Origin of the sequence: Pseudalkalibacillus sp. SCS-8 (genome assembly GCF_040126055.1) — a bacterium.
Classification (GTDB): Bacteria; Bacillota; Bacilli; order Bacillales; family Fictibacillaceae; genus Pseudalkalibacillus; species Pseudalkalibacillus nanhaiensis.
The window spans coordinates 2,310,215-2,331,163 of record NZ_CP143541.1 but is presented as its reverse complement, the minus strand read 5'-3'; the positions used below and the strand labels follow the sequence as shown (position 1 = coordinate 2,331,163).

The following is a 20,949-nucleotide window of genomic DNA, read 5'->3' as shown; positions in this document are numbered from 1 at the left end:
ATAACGAAAAGAAATTCGCTGAAGTTCCTCAAGATAAAGACAATGATAAAAAGGCCAACAAGCCTAAGAAAACGGTGTTCGAAACGAAGGATCTTAACCTCTGGTATGGCGATGACCATGCCCTGAAAGATATCAACCTACAAATACCTGAAAATCAGGTCACTGCGATCATCGGACCTTCCGGTTGTGGTAAATCCACATTCATCAAGACGTTGAACCGTATGGTCGAAATGGTACCGATCGTAAAAGTATCAGGTGCAATCCAATACCGTCAAAAAAGCATTTTCGACCCGAGATATCGTGTGGAAGAATTACGTACGCAAGTCGGTATGGTGTTCCAGAAGCCGAATCCATTTCCGAAATCCATCTATGATAACATTGCGTATGGACCACGTATTCATGGAATCAAAAACAAGAAAGTACTTGATCAAATTGTAGAGAAAAGTCTACGCGGAGCTGCCATCTGGGATGAAGTAAAAGACCGCTTGAATGAAAACGCATATGGACTCTCTGGTGGTCAGCAGCAAAGAATCTGTATTGCACGTTGTCTAGCGATCGAACCAGACGTCATCTTGATGGACGAGCCAACATCTGCTCTTGACCCGATTTCAACATTGAAGGTAGAAGAGCTTGTACAAGAATTGAAAAAAGATTACAGTATTATTATCGTTACTCATAACATGCAGCAAGCTGCACGTATCTCTGATAAGACCGCATTTTTCTTGAATGGAGAAGTTGTTGAATTCACGGATACGAACAAGCTCTTTTCAAATCCTGATGATAAGAGAACTGAGGATTATATCACTGGACGATTCGGTTAAGGGGAGTGTATAACATGGTTGTAAGAGAAAGTTTTCAAACCCAGCTTGATGAATTGAGAGATATGTTAGTTGAACTCGGTAATTTGGCGGAAACGGCGCTTGATGATGCAATTGATTCCTTGAAAAACCAAGATGTAGACAAAGCTTTGCGTATCATCGAGAATGATCATCGCATCAATGAACTGGAAGAGGAAATCAACGATAAAGCGATTCTCCTTATCGCCAAGCAAGCTCCCGTTGCGAGTGATTTGCGCCGCATCATCGTGGCAATCAAGATTTCTTCTGATGTTGAACGTATTGCGGACTTCGCCGTGAATATCTCAAAATCGGTCATTCGCATTGGTAAGGAACCATTAATTAAAGAATTGGTCGATATTCCTGAGCTTGCTGAAATTGCGAAAACGATGTTAGGGGAAGCGATCAAGGCCTATAACGATGAAGATATCGTACTAGCTAAGAAGATGGCAGACCGAGATGACTATGTTGATGAGAAGTACGGTGAATTGATCCAGGAGCTTCTTGGTACTATGAAAGAAAATCCGGACTCAACCAACCAAATCATTCAGTTGAGCTTCATTTGCCGCTATATTGAGCGTGCCGCAGACCACGCAACGAATATCGGTGAAAACATCGTCTATCTTGTAAAAGGAAAGCACTACGACTTGAACGAATAGTATAGTATGAATGAAAGGACTGACAGCTGTCAGTCCTTTTTTGTGGGTTTTTTGAGAATATTATTATAGGGAATGTAAGTTCATTGCCCCTTATAATGGTGTTTTTGTGATTTCGGGGCAGATAAACACCGTTTCATTGCCCTCAAAATGGTAATTTTGTGATTTCGGGGCAGATAAACAGCGTTTCATTGCCCTCAAGATGGTGATTTGGTGATTTCAGGGCAGATAAACAGTGTTTCATTATGCTTACATCCCGCATTATAACGAAAGAGCAGCCGTAAAGGCTGCTCTCCTATTTTATGGTGATGTGATGATTTTGGCGATCTGAGCGATCGTCATTTTACTGTTCACATCATATTCGCCAAACCGTACCTTCGTTTCAAGGTTATGGTCTTGGATATAATCCAACAAGTCATCACCATCATCAATGATTTTTTGTTTTTCTAAAAAGCTGGTTACCTCGCCTGTCGATGTTCCTTTCGAGATGACGAGTGTCGTCTTGATGACTTCTTCTTTTTCAGCCGATTCTTCTTCTGTATCTTCTTCTGTTTTACCAGATTTCTTATCGTCTGAATCTTTGCCAGCCTTTCCTTCTTTCATTTGATCAAGTTCGGCCTGGGTAATGGCAACAAGGCCTTCACTATCAAGAAAGCTCTTCACTTCTTCGTATGTAATGGTTTCAGATCCTTCTGCCTTCGCTTGAGTATCTTCAGCACCAGAGCCCTGATAATGTACGATGGCAAGGATGCCTGCTGCTACAATGAGGCCAGCACCGAATCCTCTTAATCCACTATTGAACATGCTGATGACCCCTTTATCTAATCTCTTTTCTGTCTGTTATCATCAATTCTTCTTCAAGAACTTTAATTTTCTTGTTGATTTGATATAACTCTTTCATCAACTGTATTGAAACATTTTCTAATTGCGTTTCAATTTGTTGCGTTTTATTTTGTTTGAAGAATGAGAGTACGATCAAAGCGATACCCGCAATCAATAAAACGATGATTGTAAATTCCATTGTGCTCCTCCTTACAAAGGTTTTCTCATTCTTTTATATCATAGACTTTGTCGACAGGATAGGCTTTTTCGCAAATCCACAACATTCTACCTATTAAAATTCGACAAGTTCTGCCGAATATGACATATTTCAGGAACTTTTACAAGTTTCAGGTAAGAACGGTGTCGGAAATCACGTTAAAGCGTTTACAAAAATAAAATAATTCCTGTAATCCTATACCGTTATTAGGGACCGCAAAGTTCTACAAATTACGTTTATTGCTGGTCTAAAAAACGGGTGATACGATGTTGAAAAAAACATTCCATTTCACTTGTACGGGAGGACAACCATGATTGAAGAAATCATTGAAATGAAAAAGAAAGGCTACACGATTAAACAAATATCATCCGAGTTGAATGTTTCCGTCGGAAAGATTCAGTACAGGCTCCGAAAAGAAAGACTCACTCAACCACTTGCTGAATCTGAAACACAATTCACGATTTCAAAAAAGATTCCAGGAGCCTATGAAATCGATCGTATTGTTGTCCTGCCTCAAAATCCTCATTGTCTCTACGCTTATTGGGACGTGCAGACTCCAACCCAACATATGGTCGCCCATCACTTTTCAAAGTCATGGACTGCACTTACAAAGAAATTACGTATTTATGATTGTAGTGATGTGATTTTCAATGGCCATAATGCCCATCGCTATATTGATATCCCAGTACCTGAAATGACGAATAATTGGTTCATACGAGATTTGGAGGAAAATCGCACGTATATTGCTGATTATGGCGTTGCAGACGAAGGCTGTGATTTTTTCAGTATCGTACGTTCCAAACCAGTTGAGACACCTCGGATAGGCGATAAGCATAGTAGCCGACATCGAGACCCCGTAAAGAGATGGCAGACTGGAGAATTATCGTCACCTGAATGGCATGAAACATTTTCAGCCTATTCGATTTACAACCTATTAAAGTGAGAGGAGGAAGGACCGTGGCACGATACTTTTCACTAGTACTGCACGCACATTTGCCGTATGTCTTACATAACGAGAAGGATCGACTAGAGGAACGATGGTTATATGAAGCGGTTACCGAAACCTACATCCCGTTATTATGGGGACTTGAACAAAGTCCAAACCATTCTCCTTATACGTTATCCATTTCTCCTCCACTTTTAGAAATGTGGTCCGATTCACGCTTTCAGGAAAGATATCTACTCGACCTGGATAATGGACTGAAGCTTCTTAAGAAAGAACTGACCGACGTTACAAATCCTGATGAGTTGAAGGTGGTTCGTTTTTATCACAAAAGGCTCCAGAAGGTGAAAGCGACATTCATGGAATGGAATTGCGATTTGATATCAGCCTTCAAATTTTACATGACGGAGAACAAGATCGAATGCATCACATCATCAGCTACCCACGCCATTCTCCCGTATATCCAGTCTGAACAAGGGGTCAGGGCACAGATTGTGTACGGATTGCAATGCTTCGAGCATCACTTTGGGATGAAGCCGGATGGATTCTGGCTGCCGGAATGTGCTTATACACCTGGGATCGATCAGATTTTGTTTGAGGAAGGGGTACGCTACACCTTTGTAGATGAGGAGACGATGAAAACGTTGGATCCCCAGCCGGAGGACACCACATCCCCTGTATACTCTCCACACGGGATTGTGTTGTTCCCGAGGAATACCGATGTTTCCAAAAAAGTGTGGGATGCGACGACCGGTTATCCAGGCGACTATGATTACCGAGAATTTTATCGTGATATCGGGTATGATCGTGACTTCGACTATATTGCGCCTTACATTCATCCTGAAGGGATCCGTATTGACACGGGCTTCAAATATTATCGGATAACCGGGAAAACAGAGCATAAAGACGTCTACAATCGCGACTGGGCAATGGAAAAGGTAAAACAGCATGCTGAGGATTTTAAAACGACCGTCGGGCAGGATGTTATGGAACGTCAGGCACATTCTCCCCAAGCCCTTTGTCTGACAACGTTTGATGCCGAGCTTTTCGGACACTGGTGGTTTGAAGGTCCTGAATGGTTAGGAGAGATGCAGCGGTTGAAGGACGATGCAGTTGAATGGATCACTCCTAAAGAATTCATCAAACGTCATTATGAGGTTTTACCGACGCATCATGCCTGTTTCTCGACATGGGGAAGGAATAACCACGGGGAAGTATGGTTGAACGAACAGAATGCTTGGATTTATCGACATCTCCATGCGATGGAACAGGAACTGATAAAATTATCGGCCGAACTGGATACGGCAGATCCGTTACAAGAACGCGTGATGAAGCAGTTGACCAAGGAATGGCTCCTTGCTTCAAGCAGTGATTGGGCCTTCATTTTGGATGAACAGTCGGCAGCTCACTATGCGTTGGAACGGACGAAAGAGCATATCCTCACCTTTTTGGAGTTGGGAGATCGATACCGTGCAGGGAAACTAGATGAGGAGGCGCTTAGTGAAGTCGAGGCGAGGTACGAATTCATGAACTGGCTGACTCTTCTTTCACTAGTGTCTGAACATGATCGGTATGTCCAATCGCGAAATTATCCTGCGCCTGAAGGGGAAGGATCGAGCTTGAACATTTTGATGTTATCGTGGGAATTTCCGCCGATGGTAGTCGGAGGCCTAGCGAGGCACGTATACGATCTTTCCCGGGCGCTCGTAAGACAAGGACACAACGTTCACGTTGTTACGAGTGCGGTAGACGGGTATCCTGTTTACGAATTGAACAAGGGCGTCCATGTCCATCGGGTATCAGGAATTCAGCCGCACCATGAACAATTTTTCCATTGGAGCGGGAGTTTGAATCTTTCGATGGTACAGACAGCAGACCAACTTCACTCGAAAGTAACCTTTGACTGTATTCATGCCCATGACTGGATCGTCAGTGTGGCAGCCAAAGGATTGAAACAGAAATGGAACCTTCCTTTGTATGTGACGATCCATGCAACTGAACACGGGCGGAACAATGGCATCCATAACGATATCCAATCTGCGATCCATCAAAAAGAATGGGAATTAACTTATGAAGCCGAGCATATCATTGTTTGCAGTGCATATATGAAAAAGGAGCTGCAAAACGTGTTCGATCTGCCTTCTGATAAAATTTCGGTCATCCCGAACGGGGTTGACCCTTTGCTTATCCCACCTGTTGCAACGGAGGAGGATTGGAAAGAACGATTTATTGGTAGTTCGGGTTTTTACGTTTTTTCATTAGGAAGAATTGTCCCTGAAAAAGGCTATCAAACCTTGATTGAGGCGGCTTCCTTGTTAAAAAATGATTATCCGAGCATGCAATACATCATCGCAGGGAAGGGGCCGATGCTTGAAGAATATCGGAAAATGGTCCAGGAGCGAGGATTAGAAGGGACGGTCCATTTCGTCGGGTTCGTCTCCGATGAAGAAAGGAATGCATTTTTACGGCAATCGGATGCATTGATCTTTCCCAGCCTGTATGAACCATTCGGTATCGTCGCACTAGAAGGAATGGCTGCTGAAACGCCTGTAATCGTAAGTGACACGGGTGGACTAGGAGACATTATCGAGCATCGGGTCAACGGATTGAAAGTCTATCCAGGAAACCCTGAAAGCATCCGTGATCAGCTCATCGAACTTTACGAGAATCAGGACCTCACTCATGAGCTGGTGAACAATGCGAGGAAGGATGTTACCACGAAATATAATTGGGATCATATTGCTCTTGCTACGTTTCAAATTTTGAATGGCGCTGTATCGAATCCGAAAACGGTAGGAGTGAAGTAGGGTGAAAGCAGTCATAATGGCAGGTGGAAAAGGTACGAGATTACGTCCTCTTACATGTAATTTACCGAAGCCGATGGTTCCTATCCTTGAAAAACCAGTCATGGAATATACCATCGAACTATTGAAAAACTATGGCATCACACAAATTGCGGTTACTGTACAATATTTGCCTGAACAGATCAAAGGGTATTTCGGCGACGGAAGTCGGTTTGGGGTAGAATTACATTATTTTGAGGAAACGACGCCTTTAGGGACTGCTGGCAGTATCAAAAACGCTGAATCGTTTTTGGATGAACGGTTCATGGTCATAAGCGGAGATGCTATGACAGACTTCAACCTGCAGTCAGGAATTGATTTTCACGAAACGAAAAAGGCGCTCGTCACCATTTTCATGAAACAGGTTGAAAATCCATTGGAATATGGTGTCATTATGACAGATCGGGAGGACCGGATCATCCGGTTCCTCGAGAAGCCAAGCTGGAATGAAGTGTTCAGCGATACCGTCAACACTGGGATCTATGTGTTGGAGCCTGAAATTTTCCGGTACCTGGAGAAGGATGTTCCGACCGATTTCAGTAAGGATCTGTTCCCGATTTTAATGAAGGATCGCAAGCCGCTTTACGGATTTTCCGCTGAAGGGTATTGGTCCGATATCGGGAACCTTGAGCAATACCGCAAAAGTCATGAGGATTTCCTTGACGGCCTCATCAACTTCCCTTTGCCGGGGAAAGAAATTATGCCAGGATTACGAGTTGGTGAAAATGTCACGATCGAGCAGCAAGCGACGATCAAAACACCTGTCTACATTGGCGATGGCACCACTGTGAGGCAGAATGCGATGCTCTATCCTTATACAGTCGTTGGGGCTCATAATGAGATCGCCCAGGGCTCTTCACTTAAGCGGTCTATTTTATGGAATGATGTGTATGTTGGAGCCGATTCCGAATTGCGGGGAACGACAGTTGCAAGCGGAACATTTATCAATGAAGGCACGCGATTGTTTGAACATAGCGTTATCGGCAATCAGGTTCAAATCGGGAAGAAAGTGACGATCAAACCTGAAGTGAAAGTATGGCCGAAGAAAGGCATCCTGGATGATTCGGTCATCCAAACGTCCTTGATCTGGGGCAAAAAGGCATCCCGTTCCTTATTCAGCAACCATGCAGTCAAGGGGCTTGCAAACGTTGAGGTTACGCCTGATTTTGCTGCAAAAGTGGCCTCGGCCTATGGGGCCTGCATCATGCAAGGGAAAAAGATCGGCATTGCCTCTGACTATCATTCTTTTTCAAAGTTGATTTTGCAATCATTCGAGCAAGGATTGCATTCTGCCGGTATCCATACTATCGACCTTTCTCCTACACTCAGTCCGATTTTCCGATATGCAGTTGAAAAGGAGAACTGGGATGGAGGCGTGTTCATCCGAATGGGGGATACAGGGAACCGGAAAAAGATCGTGATCGAATTCTACGATCAGGACGGCTTTCCGGTGGACACCGATTTTGAACGGAAGATTGAAAATGCCTTCTGGCAGGAGGATTATCGCCGCGCCCCATTTGACCGGATCGGAACCACCGTCAAAATCAGTGACCACAACGATGATTATTTGAACGCCATTCTTGGCAAAATCAATCAGAATGCCATTATGGAAAGCGGGTTCAAGCTCGTCCTTAATAGCCAGTTTGATGATCAGAATGTGATTTTGACAAAGCTTTTGAAGCAACTGAACTGTAGCTACGTATCTGTCCCTACCAATACGACATTCGAGCAGATGGCGAATATCGTGAAAGCGACAGAAGCGCAAATTGGGGTTTGGATGGATGAAAAAGGGGAGCAGATGAAGCTCCTTACAGGTGATGGGGACTGGTTAAGCGATGATCAGCTGTTATCGTTGTATGTTTTGATTTCACTGCGGGAGTTGAATATCAAGGAATATGCGATCCCGGTCTATGGTTCCTCAGAGCTTGATGAGCTGGCGACAACATTAGATGGGAAGCTTTTACGGACAAAAGCGGATGCACGGTCGATCATGAAGGTCGGCGGAACGGTGTTGAACGTCCAGTTTGATGCGATTTTTGCGCTCGTCGCAGTATTGAATAGGATGGCGAACCGACATGAACCATTGTCCGTGCTGATTAAGAACCTTCCAGACATCAAGCTGATTCGCGATCAAGTACAGTGCCCGACGATGGTAAAAGGGAAAGTGATGCGAAAGCTGATGGAAGAAACACGGGACCAAATCACCGATCTCGTCGACGGGATCAAGGTCTATCATCCAAATGGCGGGTGGACGTTGATTTTACCGGATACGGTCGATCCGACATTCACGATTTATTCACAAGCGCCCGATTTGGAGTTTGCCCGACAAACGAGCGAATCCTTTAAGAATAAAATCAAGACATACCAGCAGTTATAGGGTTTTTGGCTGTTGCGAAGAATTAATGATTTTCCCTCTATTAAGCATCTTGATTATTTTTGTCAAATTTGATATCATACAAAGGTGTCATTTTGACGATAAGATTATAAAAACTAACAGTTAAGCGATCGGTCATCCGCTGGGTGATCGTTTCGTACGCTTAAACATTGTAGATAGTTTGGAGGGAAACATTATGCGCGTACAAGTTACATTAGCTTGCACAGAAACTGGTGACCGTAACTACATCACTTCTAAAAACAAACGTACTAACCCAGATCGTATGGAGCTTAAGAAATACAGCCCAAGATTGAAGCGTCACACACTACATCGTGAAACGAAGTAAAACAGTAGGAGATCTCCTGCTGTTTTTTTCTTTTTGTGGGAGCGGTGAGGTGGTGAAAACTTGGGATGCAGGAAATGAGCACCTCAAAGAGCATGATTGAGGTGCTGAAAACCGTGGATGCAGGAAATGAGCACCTCAAAGAGCATGAATGAGGTGCTGAAAACGGTGGATGTAGGAAATGAGCACCTCAAAAAGGATCAATGAGGTGCTGAAAACCGTGGATGCAGAAAATGAGCACCTCAAAGAGCATGAATGAGGTGCTGAAAACCGTGGATGTAGGAAATGAGCACCTCAAAAAGGATCAATGAGGTGCTGAAAACCGGGGATGCAGGAAATGAGCACCTTAAAGAGCATGAATGAGGTGCTGAAAACGGTGAATGCAGGAAATGAACACCTCAAAGAGCATGAATGAGGTGCTGAAAACGGTGAATGCAGGAAATGAACACCTCAAAGCGCAGTAATAGGTCAACGAAAGCTACAAAAATCACATAAAGCATATGCTAGGGACTTAAGGTTAGTACTTTTTAATAAAATGTGCGGATTTACCGTGTCCTACTAAAGTATAATGTGTTCTCAAAACAGCTCTTATCGTTTTCTTATATTTGATAACCCCACACCACTCATGAATCCGATTGGTGGTGATCTTCTCACCTGGAAATAGGAGTTGGAATTCTTCTGCGGTTCGTAACACTGCTGGTTCGTAGGATTCGGCGCTTCCACATGAATCGCAAACCAAATAGGTTTTCCTCAATTCCTTATACTTCACTTTACACGCAGGGCACATGATCCCTTTTCTAAGTCCATCATAATGGTATTCAGGCAAACGGGCGTTGGGGTTTTCGCTAAGGTGGAGGGACGCGAGGTGGTTGGCAAGTTCTTTATGCCGGTCATTTACATATGAACGCTCTTTTTTCAATTGTTCAGCAAATCGTTTTAACTGGTTTGGGTAGATAATCGGTAGGTTAACAGGGGATTGATAAAGGTGGAAATCGGGGTTCATAAAGACGACATAGGAATCGATCGGGATCTTCACACCAGCTTCGTGTAAAAGGGCCTGGAGTAATACCTTATTCCGCTGCAATTGATGCAAGGGGTTCTTGATTTCTTTCCCGGACAATAAATACCACAGGTCGCCTTCTACATAATAGTCTCCTTCGTAATTTTTCACCTCAAACATTAGGATCTTCGGGGACGTTATCACCAGGGAATCAATCTGAAATACCGTGTTGTTGTGCTGGAGCAGTAAATCATTCAGAACGATTTTTCCTTTTAAAAGAGGAGAGAGCCACTCGTCGAATTTCACTTCACCGGCAAAACCTTTTTCAGCAAACGAATAATTGTTTCTATCATGCTCCGTCAAAGGCAACCTCACATTTAATATTCTCAATTTCTTCAACTCTTCTGGTTCAGTCCTCGGTTTCAATATCAATCGCATTCCTCCATTCCATCTTTTTACATTTATCATAAAGGGAAAAAATCCAAAGGACAAGCTTATGTGTTAAAATCGAAATACATATTTTCTCAAGGGTAGGTGGACCACTTGAAAGAAATAAAAAAATCGTTACGGGCTGACATCCAAAAAAAGCTAGCCGAACTTTCACCGGAAATCCGTAACGAGCAATCTGAAATGATCAGAGAGCAATTATTCAATACGGAGGAATGGCGGCAAGCCAGTACCATTGGTGTGACCGTATCGAGAGGCACTGAAATCAATACATATCCGATCATTGAAAAAGCGTGGGAGGAAGGCAAAACGGTTGCCGTTCCGAAGTGCGATGCAAAGGATTTTTCGATGGATTTCAGGAAGCTGGAGTCCTTCGATCAACTCGAGGTCGTGTACTTTGGTTTGAAGGAACCGATCGTCGAAAAAACCGAACGCATTAAGCCGAATCAGATCGACTTGCTCATCGTACCTGGCCTTCTTTTTGACGAAGAAGGATTCCGCGTCGGGTTCGGGGGAGGCTTTTACGATCGCTATTTAGAGCGGTATGATGGCAAAACCGGATCCTTGCTTCATCCTATCCAGCTTCATCCCGACATCCCAAAGGAATCGTTTGATCGTCCTGTTGATTTTCTCGTGTTTCCCGATCGAGTCCAGTACACGAACAGGGACTCAAAATGACGGCCCGCAATATAGGTATCGTCCTGGCTGGCGGGGAATCGCGTCGGTACGGGTCACCAAAAGCGCTAGAAAAGATGGATGGCGAATTTTTTTACGAAAAAGCAATAAACGTTCTGCGGCCACTCGTGGATAAAATCGTGATCGTCGCCCATCCATCCATTATTGAACACGTCTCCCCATCAGCGACCAATGTGACCGTCATTACAGATGTTGAATCCTATCAGGGAATGGGGCCGTTAGCCGGAATCTACAGCGGCATGAAGGCAGAAACGGCTGAAGAATACTATGTGCTCGCTTGTGATATGCCCAAAATGGATACCGCGATCTATCAGCAATTGGCTGCTGTAAAACGCCTGCTGCCAACGGACTGCAGTGTCATTCCTACTGTTGATGGCCGTTTCCAGCCTTTAGCGGCACTTTACTCAAGCGCTGTATTGGACCTGATCCCCTCTTTATTGGAAAAAAAGAAACGGCGATTAACCGATCTGATTCAACAGACGGACTGCGCCTTCATCAACTATACGTCAAAACACCACAAGCAGTCCTTCAGCAATGTTAATACACCTGAAGATTTCAGCGGCTTAAAAACGAGAGAAAACTGACACACCCGTGTCAGTTTTTTTCAAATAAGGAGGTAGTGAAATGGGAATCACGTTCACTTTTAAAATAAATCCTGAACAGAAGCATTCAGCTTATGAGCTCGGCTACATGGAAGGTGAGTTAAACATCCACTTCAATCAAAAGCTCTTCTTCCACGATCCCCACAACAATCTTGCGGAGCTTGCTGCACAACTGGATAAGTGGATGAACAGCGGTTCCCAAAAAGACTTCATTTTCAAGACGATTGACCATGACGAACCGATCCTGACCTTTCAATATGAATCTTCCAATCAATGGAGGCTTCATTCCATTTGGCAAAACTTCGAGCCCGAAGATACAATCCACACGATAGCTCTAAAAAGTGCGGCAAAAAAATTCCTTGAAAACCTGAACAAAGAATTCAATCGCATCGGTTATGACGTAAAATTCGATGACCACACATAACCAGCACAAAAACCTCTTGACGAATGATCGGATTGCTTTTATAGTAAAGATACATTGTTACTTGAACGCACAAAAGCATAAAAGCGCTGAAGCGGACCGAGTAGTCAACTTCTTCAAACATCAGAGACTTAGCGGGTGGTGCAAGCTAAGGAAGGGGTACAGACGAAATTACAGCCGTGGAGCTTATAGGTTTCATACCTTTATTATGGAAGAGAAGATGCTGTTGAAGACATCAAGCAGGGTGGTACCGCGATTCGTTCGCCCCTGTATATGTACTCGACAGTTTTTTTACGTTCAAGATAGAAAAATTGGTTAACATAAAATGAGAGAATCATTCAAAGGCAGGGTTCACAAATGACAGCTAAGAAACAACAGACGTTTTCATTCCTATCGTTCGTGTTATTGATTGGAATCATTCTTTATTCCATGTTGATTTTAAAGACAGAACCGCACATTCCATTACTCGTCTCCCTCGTCGGTATCGCCATCATGGCAAAAGGATTCGGCTACAAGTGGGAGCAGATGGAGAAAGGCTTGGTCGACGGGATTACAATCGGCATCAAACCTGTGCTGATCCTGATGATCATCGGCATGCTCATCGGAACGTGGATGATGAGCGGAACCGTTCCGACAATGCTGTACTTCGGAACACAGGTCATTGATCCGGGTTGGTTTACCGTCAGTGCTCTAGTGGTGACGATCATCGTATCGACTTTCACCGGAAGTTCATTCACGACGATCGGGACGGTCGGGGTCGCATTGGTGGGTCTTGCGACAAGTCTTGGTGTCCATCCTGGATTGGCTGCTGGTGCCATCATCAGCGGGGCTTGCTTCGGTGACAAAATGTCGCCGTTATCCGATACGACGAATTTTGCTCCAGCCGTTGCAGGTGTCGCACTGTTCGATCATATTAAGCATTTGATGTGGACGACCATTCCCGCGTTAACGATTACCGTCATCATTTTCATATTCATGGGAAGCGGTGGAGCAGGAGATGAGGCGCTCTCATCCATTCAACCGGTACAGGATCAGCTCGCAAACTCGTTCAACATCAGTGTGTGGACACTGCTTTCCCCGCTGGTCGTCATCCTGTTAGCTGTGCTGCGCTTTCCGACAATTCCAGCACTGATTATCGGGGTGATTACGGGGATTCTTACCATTTGGCTCGTTCAAGGCCAAGGCTCGATCAGTGTCATTTTCAACATGCTACAGAACGGTTTTGAATTGGAAACTGGAGAAGCTACGGTTGATAAAATCATCAATCGCGGCGGCATCCAATCGATGATGTGGTCGATCTCCCTAATCTGGATCGCGCTCGCGCTCGGCGGCCTGGTCAAAGGCTTGGGCATTCTCGATTCGTTTGTCGATCTTTTGAAAAATAAAATTCATAAGCGTGGAAACACGATTGCTACAACGGCATTATCTTCAATCGGTGTCAACGTGTTGACGGGAGAGCAATATTTGTCCATTCTAATTCCGGGACAAACCTTCAAACCCCACTTCGAGAAGCAGCAGATTGATTCGAGGAACTTATCTAGAACCTTGGAGGATGCGGGAACACTCGTGAACCCGTTGATTCCATGGGGAGTAAGTGGAGCGTTTTTCGCATCCACCCTTGAAATCAGTGTCCTCGATTACATGCCATACGTGTACTTCCTATTCCTTTCCCCGATCTTCACGATTCTGTTAGGGTATCTCGGGATCGGAGTGGGCAGAAAGAATAGCGAGCCCGTTCAAAGTTAATTGAAAAAGTTGACGTAAAAAGGCTGTTTGGTTCATAACATGTTCCAAACAGCTTTTTTCTGTTTTGAGCTGATGGTCCAAAATGGGGAGGGGATTTGATGGAAAACGTTCTCGGATATGCGTATTTCGTTGTTCAATTCATCATCATTTTATATGTGATCTTCAGCCTTGCGAGCATCAATCATAAATTGTCAAAAGTTTTGAAGGGCGCCGATGCAGAGAATGAAGGACAAAGCCAGGTAAGCAATGAAGAAATCGAAAAGGAATTAGAGGAGCAGATGGACAAACCGTAAATATGTTCTGGGGTCATCCCAATTAAATGTTTAATCCTTCTTCAAAACGTGAACGTAAAGAATAAAACAAAACAAGCATGAAGGAGGATTACAAAATGGGTTTGATCCGTCGTTTGTTTCGACTTGTGACATTCATTCCAAGATCTGTACTCAGAGCAATCATTCCTCGTCGCCGACATCGGTTATAAGTACCTAACATTCAAATAGTAAACATGAAACCACTATACAACTGTGTATAGTGGTTGTTTTGTGATATTGTTAGTTTGTATATGAATTCATGGTAAAAGGTTGTGGTCTATAATGAATCAACGTTTGGAAAAATTCTCGCAATGGTTGCAGGAGAGTGGACAAACTTTCGCCTTTATCCATTCCTCTGCCAATGTCTTTTATCTTTCCAACTTCAATACTGAACCTCATGAGCGCTTGCTCGGATTGTTCGTATTCCCTGACAAAGACCCATTCCTCGTATGCCCTGGAATGGAAGTTTCGCAAGCAAAAGATGCTGGCTGGCAATATGAAATCATCGGGCATGGCGATGCAGATGATCCTTGGGAACTGATTCACTCAGCATTAAAGGAGCGTGGCGTAACAGAAGCTCAACACGTTGCGATTGAGAAGGAGACGCTTTCCTATGAGCGCGCAGAGCAACTGATGAAGCGATACCCTTCCGTAACGTTCACCAGTGCAGAAGAAAAGCTTCATGAACTCCGCTTGATTAAAGATGCAAACGAATTGGAGATCTTGAGAAAAGCAGCTGAGCTCGCTGATTTCGGAGTGGAAACAGGCGTCAATGCCCTTCGTGAAGGCTGCACGGAAATGGAAGTCCTTGCAACCATTGAATATGAGTTGAAGAAGAAGGGGATCCGTGAAATGTCGTTCTCGACAATGGTCTTGTTCGGTGAAAAATCAGGCCAGCCTCATGGAAACCCTGGGGACCGCAAATTGAAAAAAGGGGACCTCGTCCTATTCGACCTAGGCGTCGTGTTGGATGGCTATTGTTCGGATATCACGCGTACAGTGGCATTCCAAGAGGTCAACGATAAGCAAAAGGAAATTTATGATATCGTCTTGAAGGCACAATTAGAGACGTTGGAGATTTCCAAGCCTGGTACAAGACTTGGTGATCTTGACAAGAAAGCCCGTGAAATCATCACGAATGCAGGATATGGCGATTTCTTCCCTCATCGTATCGGTCATGGTATCGGAATCGATGTACACGAATATCCATCCATGAGTGAAAACAACGACAACCTTCTGAAGGAAGGGATGACCTATACGATTGAACCGGGTATTTACCTTCCACACATCGGTGGGGTACGTATTGAAGATGATCTGCTCGTAACCAAGGATGGTTGCGAAACCTTGACGAAATACCCGAAAGAACTACAAATCGTAGGGAACTGAACCAACAAAAATGAACCCTGTAAGTGTGACACGCTTACAGGGTTTTTTGATTTAAAAGTTTTTCATTTGTGGCCGCAAATTGATTTGTATATTTCTGCTTTCAAAATCAGATAGTAAGGAGGAAAGGTGGTTATTAAAATGAGAAACGGAATGTTGAAATGGTTGATTCTCGGTGTTGCGGCATATTTCATCTATCAAAATCGTTATAAGCTATTGAATATGGTGTTGGGCATGAAACTGCTTCGTACATTGGCGATCCGTGGTTTCATGAAAATGCCGGGCGTGCGTGAAAAAATCGTCCAAGACATGTTCTAATCGTCTACTATTTCGAAGGATCGATGAATTGGACGAATTGGACGTTCCTGCCTGATTGCGTTTCCGTTAAAAATAACAAGTGTGACATGTCTTTACTGATCAAAATCAATGGGAGGCTGCTGCCGATAGGAGATTCGATTTCTCCAGCTCCGTCCTTGATGCCAAGAAAATAATTTTTATAGATCCCTTCCCATAGACCGCCGATTACTTGATCGGTCTTTTCTTTTGTCAATCCAGGTAAAGGGATGGAATCATAATCGCTTATTTTTGTCAGCGGCATCATGTAATAGTGGTCGACCTGGATGTTGAAATGCTTGATAAGATTATGCCAGATTACTTTCATCTGCTGGTTCGTCGCATGATCAAGAATCTTCTTATTGATTTCGTCTTGTTTCGTTTCCGGTGTTTTGAACGATTCCAGTGGCTGCAACGGCGAATCGATGACATACAGCTGGTCATAGCTCATCGTCTGGGCGCTCTTTATGATATCGTTCGGATAATGAAGCTCTGCATGATGGAAGCTGATTGCTTCAAAATGACCGCTATCCTCATTCGTGACAATCTCTTTCTGTTGAAGGACATCTTCATTCTCCATCCATTTCGAAAGCTTCCCCTTTAGCAATCCATCCTCATATAAAAGGGAGATATCCTGTCTAAGATACGCTGTTTTTCCAAGCTCTGAATTGACCTTCCATTGTATCGTGTATTCATCTTCATCTTTTTCCTCAAGAATCTTCAGCACCGTATCCGCAGATTTGAACGTAACCGTCGGATCGATCGGAAAATAGATAATGCTTTCTTTTACCTCATCAGTTTGGTTATGATACATATAGAGAGATGCTGCGGAAATGGCCGCAAATAGAATCAAGAATATCATCATTCTTTTCATACCTTCAAAACCTCCATGGACAATCCTGTCAATACAAATTATGATTTTGTCCGATGGTTTAGAAGGAATAGTTCATCTTTAGGGGGATTTTTAAAAATGAATGAAAACATCAATACGAGTGAAATCATGGAACTGATCAAGGGCCTCGTCACCATTCCAAGCCCATCTGGAAACACAGATGAAGTCATCCGTCATGTCGAGTCGTTTTTTACGGAATTAGGCGTAGAAACAAGAACAAATCACAAGGGTGGTTTGTTGATCACGTTACCTGGGAAAGACAATGATCGACATCGATTCCTGACAGCCCATGTCGACACGCTTGGCGCAATGGTGAAAGAGATCAAGCCGGACGGCCGCTTGAAGCTTTCGATGATCGGCGGTTTCAGATGGAATCATGTTGAAGGCGAATACTGCCAGGTTGAAACGTCCGACAATCGCAAGTATTCCGGCACGATCCTTATGCATCAGACTTCTGTCCATGTATACAAGGAGTCTGGAGAAGCGAAACGTGACGAGAAAAACATCGAAGTCCGTCTCGACGAACGTGTTTCTTCGAAGGATGATGTTCAAGAGCTTGGTATTTCAGTCGGTGACTTTGTTTCGTTCGACCCTCGTGTGCAAGTGACAGAGAGTGGCTTCATCAAGTCACGTCATCTCGATGACAAAGCGAGCGTCGCATTGTTAATGCATGTCGTCCAATTATTAATGGAAGAGAAAGCAGAATTGCCGCATACGACACATTTCCTGATTTCCAATAATGAAGAAATCGGGTATGGCGGAAACTCGAATATCCCAGAGCAAACGGAAGAATATCTGGCAGTCGATATGGGAGCAATCGGTGACGGTCAATCGACCGATGAATTTACGGTTTCCATCTGTGCAAAGGATTCCAGTGGTCCTTATCATCTCGGTTTACGCAAACACCTGGAATCACTCGCCAAGAAGAACCATATCCAATACCAGACTGACATCTATCCGTATTATGGATCAGATGCATCTGCTGCAATCCGTGCAGGTTTTGACGTAAAACACGGATTAATCGGGCCGGGGATCGATGCTTCCCATGCCTTTGAACGGACTCATGAAACGTCCCTTTTACATACTGGGCGTCTTATCTACCATTATGTCAAATCAGAAATGAACGCATAAACAGCTTTCAAAAGAGGGTGAGCAATCACCCTCTTTTATATATGAAGAAACACGTTCCTTAAATCCAAGTATGCCTACCACGAAATTGGTTAATGATGGTAACTGAAAGGATGAGGAGCGATGTCACGAGAAAATCATGTTCCAGAGATAAAAAATTATGAAGAAACGATCGCGTATTGCAAGAGAGAGCTCGGAATCGGAAAAAGCTTCGACCAAATTCATTTAGAAGTCGAATACGCGGGGCGAAAGATGAGTTTCTTCATGATTGATGGTTTTGTAAAAGACGAAATCATGCACTATCTTATGAAATTATTGTCTGAACTGGAGCCGGAGCAATTAGAACCAGCCCCATTAAAAAAGCTGATGCGTACGCATCTACCATATATGGAGATAGATGAAGAAGACGATCTTGATAAAGCGATCGATTTTTCCCTTGGGGGTCCGACCCTCTTGATTGTAGATGGGGTCGATACGGTCATCGTCATTGACGCCCGGACATACCCAGTCCGAGGTCCATCCGAACCGGATCTTGAAAGGGTTGTCCGTGGGTCACGTGATGGTTTTGTCGAAACGATCATCTTTAATACCTCATTGACGAGAAGAAGGGTGCGGGACCGTTCATTACGAATGGAATACATGAACATTGGCCGCCGATCGCAGACGGATATTTGCGTTTCCTATATTGAGGATATTGCGGATCCTAAAATCGTTGAAAAAATCAAGGATTCCTTGTCGAAGATCGACACAGACGGTTTACCGATGGCAGAAAAGACGATTGAAGAATTCGTGTGCGGGCGTCACTGGAATCCTTATCCTCTTGTCCGTTATACGGAAAGACCGGATACAGCAGCCGTGCATTTATATGAAGGGCACGTCCTCATTTTCGTTGATGGTTCACCGAGTGTGTTAATTACACCTGCTACGTTCTGGCACCATCTTCAACATATGGAGGAATATCGACAGAAACCGATTGTCGGCGCGTATTTACGCTTGGTACGATTCTTAGCCGTATTTTTGTCGATTTTTTCGCTTCCGCTTTGGTATCTGTTAGCGACTGAACCGGAACTGATGCCGGCACCGCTCGCATTCATCGGTCCAGAGAGTGTGGGGGATGTTCCGTTGATCTTCCAGTTCATCATCATTGAAATCGGACTGGATATTTTAAGGATGGCGACCGTTCATATTCCGTCATCACTGGCAACCGCCCTCGGGCTCGTCGCCGCCATTCTGATCGGACAGGTCGCAGTCGAAGTCGGGTTGTTTATTAACGAAGTGATTCTTTATATTGCAATTGCTGCACTCGGTTCATTTGCAACCCCGACCTATGAGCTCAGCCTTGCAAACCGATTGGTACGTTTGGCCTTACTCATCGCGACCGCCTTGTTCGGTGTCGTCGGATACGTGCTCGGATCGACATTGTGGCTCATCATGCTCGTCCGTCTGAAGTCATTCCACATCCCATATCTATGGCCGTTCCTTCCATTCTCCTATAAAGGATTCCGGGATGTTCTGATTCGCTCGCCGATTCCATTGAAAAATCGACGTCCGACAGTCTTACACCCGAAGGATCCAGATCGGTAGAGAAGCTCATTGAGCTTCTCTTTTCTTATTTTAAAGCCGTTGATTATCGCAATAACCCTTTCTATCCATTGCAATAATGATATAATACGGGTGGGTGAAAACATCAATGAAAACACTATTTGACGTACAAAATTTGTTGAAGCGGTTCGGAAGCTTCATCTATACTGGTAATCGAAAAGCGGACTTAGAGCTGATGCAGGGTGAGATTCAAGAGCTTTTTCAAAACGGAATGATTGATACCGATGATTTCCGACAAGCCACCCTCATTTTACGAAGCGAAATAAACAAACAGGATAAATTGAATTAAAGGATGATACATATGAAAGAAAAGATAGCGGTAGGGGTCGATCTCGGCGGTACAACGATAAAAATGGCGTTTGTCGATGAAAGCGGAAACATGATTGAAAAGTGGCACATCCCGACAGATATTACCGATGGAGGTCGTAACATCGCGAATCATATCGGTGCTTCCATAAAAGATAAACTGAAGGACACCGATTTGGAGATCTCTTCTATAGAAGGAATCGGTATTGGAGCGCCTGGATTCATCAATCTTGAGAATGGATTCATCTATAAAGCAGTCAATCTTGGTTGGGAAAATTACCCGTTAAAAGACGATCTTGAAGGCATCACGGGTTTGCCAGTCTTTGTCGATAACGATGCCAACATTGCCGCTCTCGGCGAAATGTGGAAAGGGGCCGGAAACCAGGCAGCGAATTTAATCTGTATCACGTTAGGTACCGGAATCGGTGGAGGCATCATCCTTGACGGTGAAATTCTTCATGGTGCAAACGGGATGGCTGGTGAAATCGGTCATATCACGTCGATTACGAGTGGAGGAGCGCCTTGTAATTGTGGGAAAACAGGGTGTTTGGAAACGATCGCTTCTGCAACAGGAATTGCCCGGATCGCAACAGAAGGGTTGTCCGATCATCCAGAAAGCGCACTTCACCAAAGGTTGGACGGAAAAGAGCGACTAACAGCTGAAGATGTGTTCATCAGTGCAGCTGATGGTGACGAGTGGTCCAATGAAGTCATCCGGACGATCTGTCATCACCTCGGACTTGCAATTGCGAATTTGTCGAATGGACTTAATCCGTCAAAAATCGTCATTGGAGGAGGCGTTTCCAAAGCAGGTGATCAGCTCTTGAAACCACTGAAGGAAGTGTTTGCCCAGTTTGCACTTCCAAGAGTGTATGAAGCAACAGATTTCGCCATCGCAAGCTTAGGAAACGATGCTGGTGTCGTCGGTGCGGCAAAGCTTCTCTTCAATCAAACCTCAAAAAAATAACCTTATATCCACTCATAACTCGTTCTAGAATCGAATACTATACCAATTATAAAAAGAGTCGTAGCCGGCTCTTTTTTTCAT

Annotated in this window: 20 protein-coding genes and 1 pseudogene; 17 read left to right on the top strand and 4 right to left on the bottom strand. The window is 44.1% G+C overall.

Features of this window, described 5'->3' with window-relative positions; all coding sequences use genetic code 11:
* Positions 1–56 precede the first annotated feature (56 nt).
* Both pstB and phoU read left to right on the top strand, forming a co-directional pair.
* Positions 57–821, top strand: a pseudogene (gene pstB / locus V1497_RS12225) (phosphate ABC transporter ATP-binding protein PstB); the annotation flags it as partial.
* A 14-nt stretch (positions 822–835) separates the two neighbouring features.
* Positions 836–1,495 (top strand): phosphate signaling complex protein PhoU, encoded by a 660-nt coding sequence (gene phoU, locus V1497_RS12220; RefSeq protein ID WP_349407826.1) that lies wholly within the window; start codon positions 836–838, stop codon positions 1,493–1,495.
* Positions 1,496–1,792: 297 nt separating this feature from the next.
* Here the strand turns inward: phoU and V1497_RS12215 are convergent, their stop codons facing one another.
* Together V1497_RS12215 and V1497_RS12210 are read right to left on the bottom strand one after the other, a co-directional pair.
* Positions 1,793–2,296 carry a hypothetical protein gene (locus tag V1497_RS12215; RefSeq protein ID WP_349407825.1) on the bottom strand — a complete coding sequence of 168 codons (504 nt, stop codon included), beginning with the start codon at positions 2,294–2,296 and terminating at the stop codon, positions 1,793–1,795.
* 13 nt (positions 2,297–2,309) lie between these two features.
* Positions 2,310–2,513 (bottom strand): hypothetical protein, encoded by a 204-nt coding sequence (locus tag V1497_RS12210; RefSeq protein ID WP_349407824.1) that lies wholly within the window; start codon positions 2,511–2,513, stop codon positions 2,310–2,312.
* A gap of 328 nt (positions 2,514–2,841) precedes the next feature.
* Between V1497_RS12210 and V1497_RS12205 the strand changes: the two genes are divergently transcribed.
* The 4 genes from V1497_RS12205 (at position 2,842) to rpmG (ending at position 9,037) form a co-directional block, all read left to right on the top strand.
* Positions 2,842–3,474 carry a DUF4912 domain-containing protein gene (locus V1497_RS12205; RefSeq protein WP_349407823.1) on the top strand — a complete coding sequence of 211 codons (633 nt, stop codon included), beginning with the start codon at positions 2,842–2,844 and terminating at the stop codon, positions 3,472–3,474.
* Between the two features lie 14 nt (positions 3,475–3,488).
* Positions 3,489–6,281 carry a 1,4-alpha-glucan branching protein domain-containing protein gene (locus V1497_RS12200; RefSeq protein ID WP_349407822.1) on the top strand — a complete coding sequence of 931 codons (2,793 nt, stop codon included), beginning with the start codon at positions 3,489–3,491 and terminating at the stop codon, positions 6,279–6,281.
* 1 nt (position 6,282) lies between these two features.
* Positions 6,283–8,694, top strand: coding sequence for a sugar phosphate nucleotidyltransferase (locus tag V1497_RS12195; protein ID WP_349407821.1), 2,412 nt, complete (start codon positions 6,283–6,285; stop codon positions 8,692–8,694).
* Between the two features lie 193 nt (positions 8,695–8,887).
* A complete protein-coding gene (rpmG, locus tag V1497_RS12190) occupies positions 8,888–9,037 on the top strand; it encodes a 50S ribosomal protein L33 (RefSeq protein ID WP_221565576.1) in 150 nt (49 codons plus the stop codon).
* Positions 9,038–9,551: 514 nt separating this feature from the next.
* On the opposite strand, the gene V1497_RS12185 is transcribed toward rpmG, so the two are convergent.
* Entirely contained in the window at positions 9,552–10,466 is a 915-nt protein-coding gene (locus V1497_RS12185; RefSeq protein ID WP_349407820.1) for a nuclease-related domain-containing protein, read from the bottom strand.
* 111 nt (positions 10,467–10,577) lie between these two features.
* Here V1497_RS12185 and V1497_RS12180 point away from each other — a divergent pair, with 111 nt between their 5' ends.
* The 7 genes from V1497_RS12180 to V1497_RS12150 all read left to right on the top strand — a co-directional run bounded on the left by V1497_RS12180 (position 10,578) and on the right by V1497_RS12150 (position 15,958).
* A complete protein-coding gene (locus tag V1497_RS12180; RefSeq protein WP_349407819.1) occupies positions 10,578–11,159 on the top strand; it encodes a 5-formyltetrahydrofolate cyclo-ligase in 582 nt (193 codons plus the stop codon).
* Positions 11,156–11,761, top strand: coding sequence for a molybdenum cofactor guanylyltransferase (locus V1497_RS12175; protein ID WP_349407818.1), 606 nt, complete (start codon positions 11,156–11,158; stop codon positions 11,759–11,761). Before V1497_RS12180 ends, V1497_RS12175 begins: the two co-directional genes overlap by 4 nt.
* Positions 11,762–11,801: 40 nt before the next feature.
* The gene (locus V1497_RS12170; RefSeq protein ID WP_349407817.1) at positions 11,802–12,203 is read left to right on the top strand and encodes a hypothetical protein; all 402 of its coding nucleotides are present in this window, start codon (positions 11,802–11,804) and stop codon (positions 12,201–12,203) included.
* Positions 12,204–12,557: 354 nt separating this feature from the next.
* The gene (gene nhaC / locus V1497_RS12165; RefSeq protein WP_349407816.1) at positions 12,558–13,946 is read left to right on the top strand and encodes a Na+/H+ antiporter NhaC; all 1,389 of its coding nucleotides are present in this window, start codon (positions 12,558–12,560) and stop codon (positions 13,944–13,946) included.
* A gap of 98 nt (positions 13,947–14,044) precedes the next feature.
* Entirely contained in the window at positions 14,045–14,239 is a 195-nt protein-coding gene (locus V1497_RS12160) for a hypothetical protein (RefSeq protein ID WP_349407815.1), read from the top strand.
* 300 nt (positions 14,240–14,539) lie between these two features.
* Positions 14,540–15,643, top strand: coding sequence for a Xaa-Pro peptidase family protein (locus tag V1497_RS12155; protein WP_349407814.1), 1,104 nt, complete (start codon positions 14,540–14,542; stop codon positions 15,641–15,643).
* Between the two features lie 138 nt (positions 15,644–15,781).
* Positions 15,782–15,958 carry a hypothetical protein gene (locus tag V1497_RS12150; RefSeq protein ID WP_349407813.1) on the top strand — a complete coding sequence of 59 codons (177 nt, stop codon included), beginning with the start codon at positions 15,782–15,784 and terminating at the stop codon, positions 15,956–15,958.
* A gap of 7 nt (positions 15,959–15,965) precedes the next feature.
* Here the strand turns inward: V1497_RS12150 and V1497_RS12145 are convergent, their stop codons facing one another.
* Positions 15,966–16,847, bottom strand: coding sequence for a hypothetical protein (locus tag V1497_RS12145; protein WP_349407812.1), 882 nt, complete (start codon positions 16,845–16,847; stop codon positions 15,966–15,968).
* A 96-nt stretch (positions 16,848–16,943) separates the two neighbouring features.
* On the opposite strand from V1497_RS12145, the gene V1497_RS12140 reads away from it, so the two are divergent.
* The 4 genes from V1497_RS12140 (at position 16,944) to V1497_RS12125 (ending at position 20,868) form a co-directional block, all read left to right on the top strand.
* Positions 16,944–17,996 carry a M42 family metallopeptidase gene (locus tag V1497_RS12140; protein WP_349407811.1) on the top strand — a complete coding sequence of 351 codons (1,053 nt, stop codon included), beginning with the start codon at positions 16,944–16,946 and terminating at the stop codon, positions 17,994–17,996.
* 120 nt (positions 17,997–18,116) lie between these two features.
* On the top strand, positions 18,117–19,577 hold the full coding sequence (locus V1497_RS12135) for a spore germination protein (RefSeq protein ID WP_349407810.1): 1,461 nt from the start codon (positions 18,117–18,119) through the stop codon (positions 19,575–19,577).
* A 106-nt stretch (positions 19,578–19,683) separates the two neighbouring features.
* On the top strand, positions 19,684–19,884 hold the full coding sequence (locus V1497_RS12130) for a YqgQ family protein (protein ID WP_349407809.1): 201 nt from the start codon (positions 19,684–19,686) through the stop codon (positions 19,882–19,884).
* 12 nt (positions 19,885–19,896) lie between these two features.
* The gene (locus V1497_RS12125) at positions 19,897–20,868 is read left to right on the top strand and encodes an ROK family glucokinase (RefSeq protein ID WP_349407808.1); all 972 of its coding nucleotides are present in this window, start codon (positions 19,897–19,899) and stop codon (positions 20,866–20,868) included.
* Positions 20,869–20,949 lie beyond the last annotated feature (81 nt).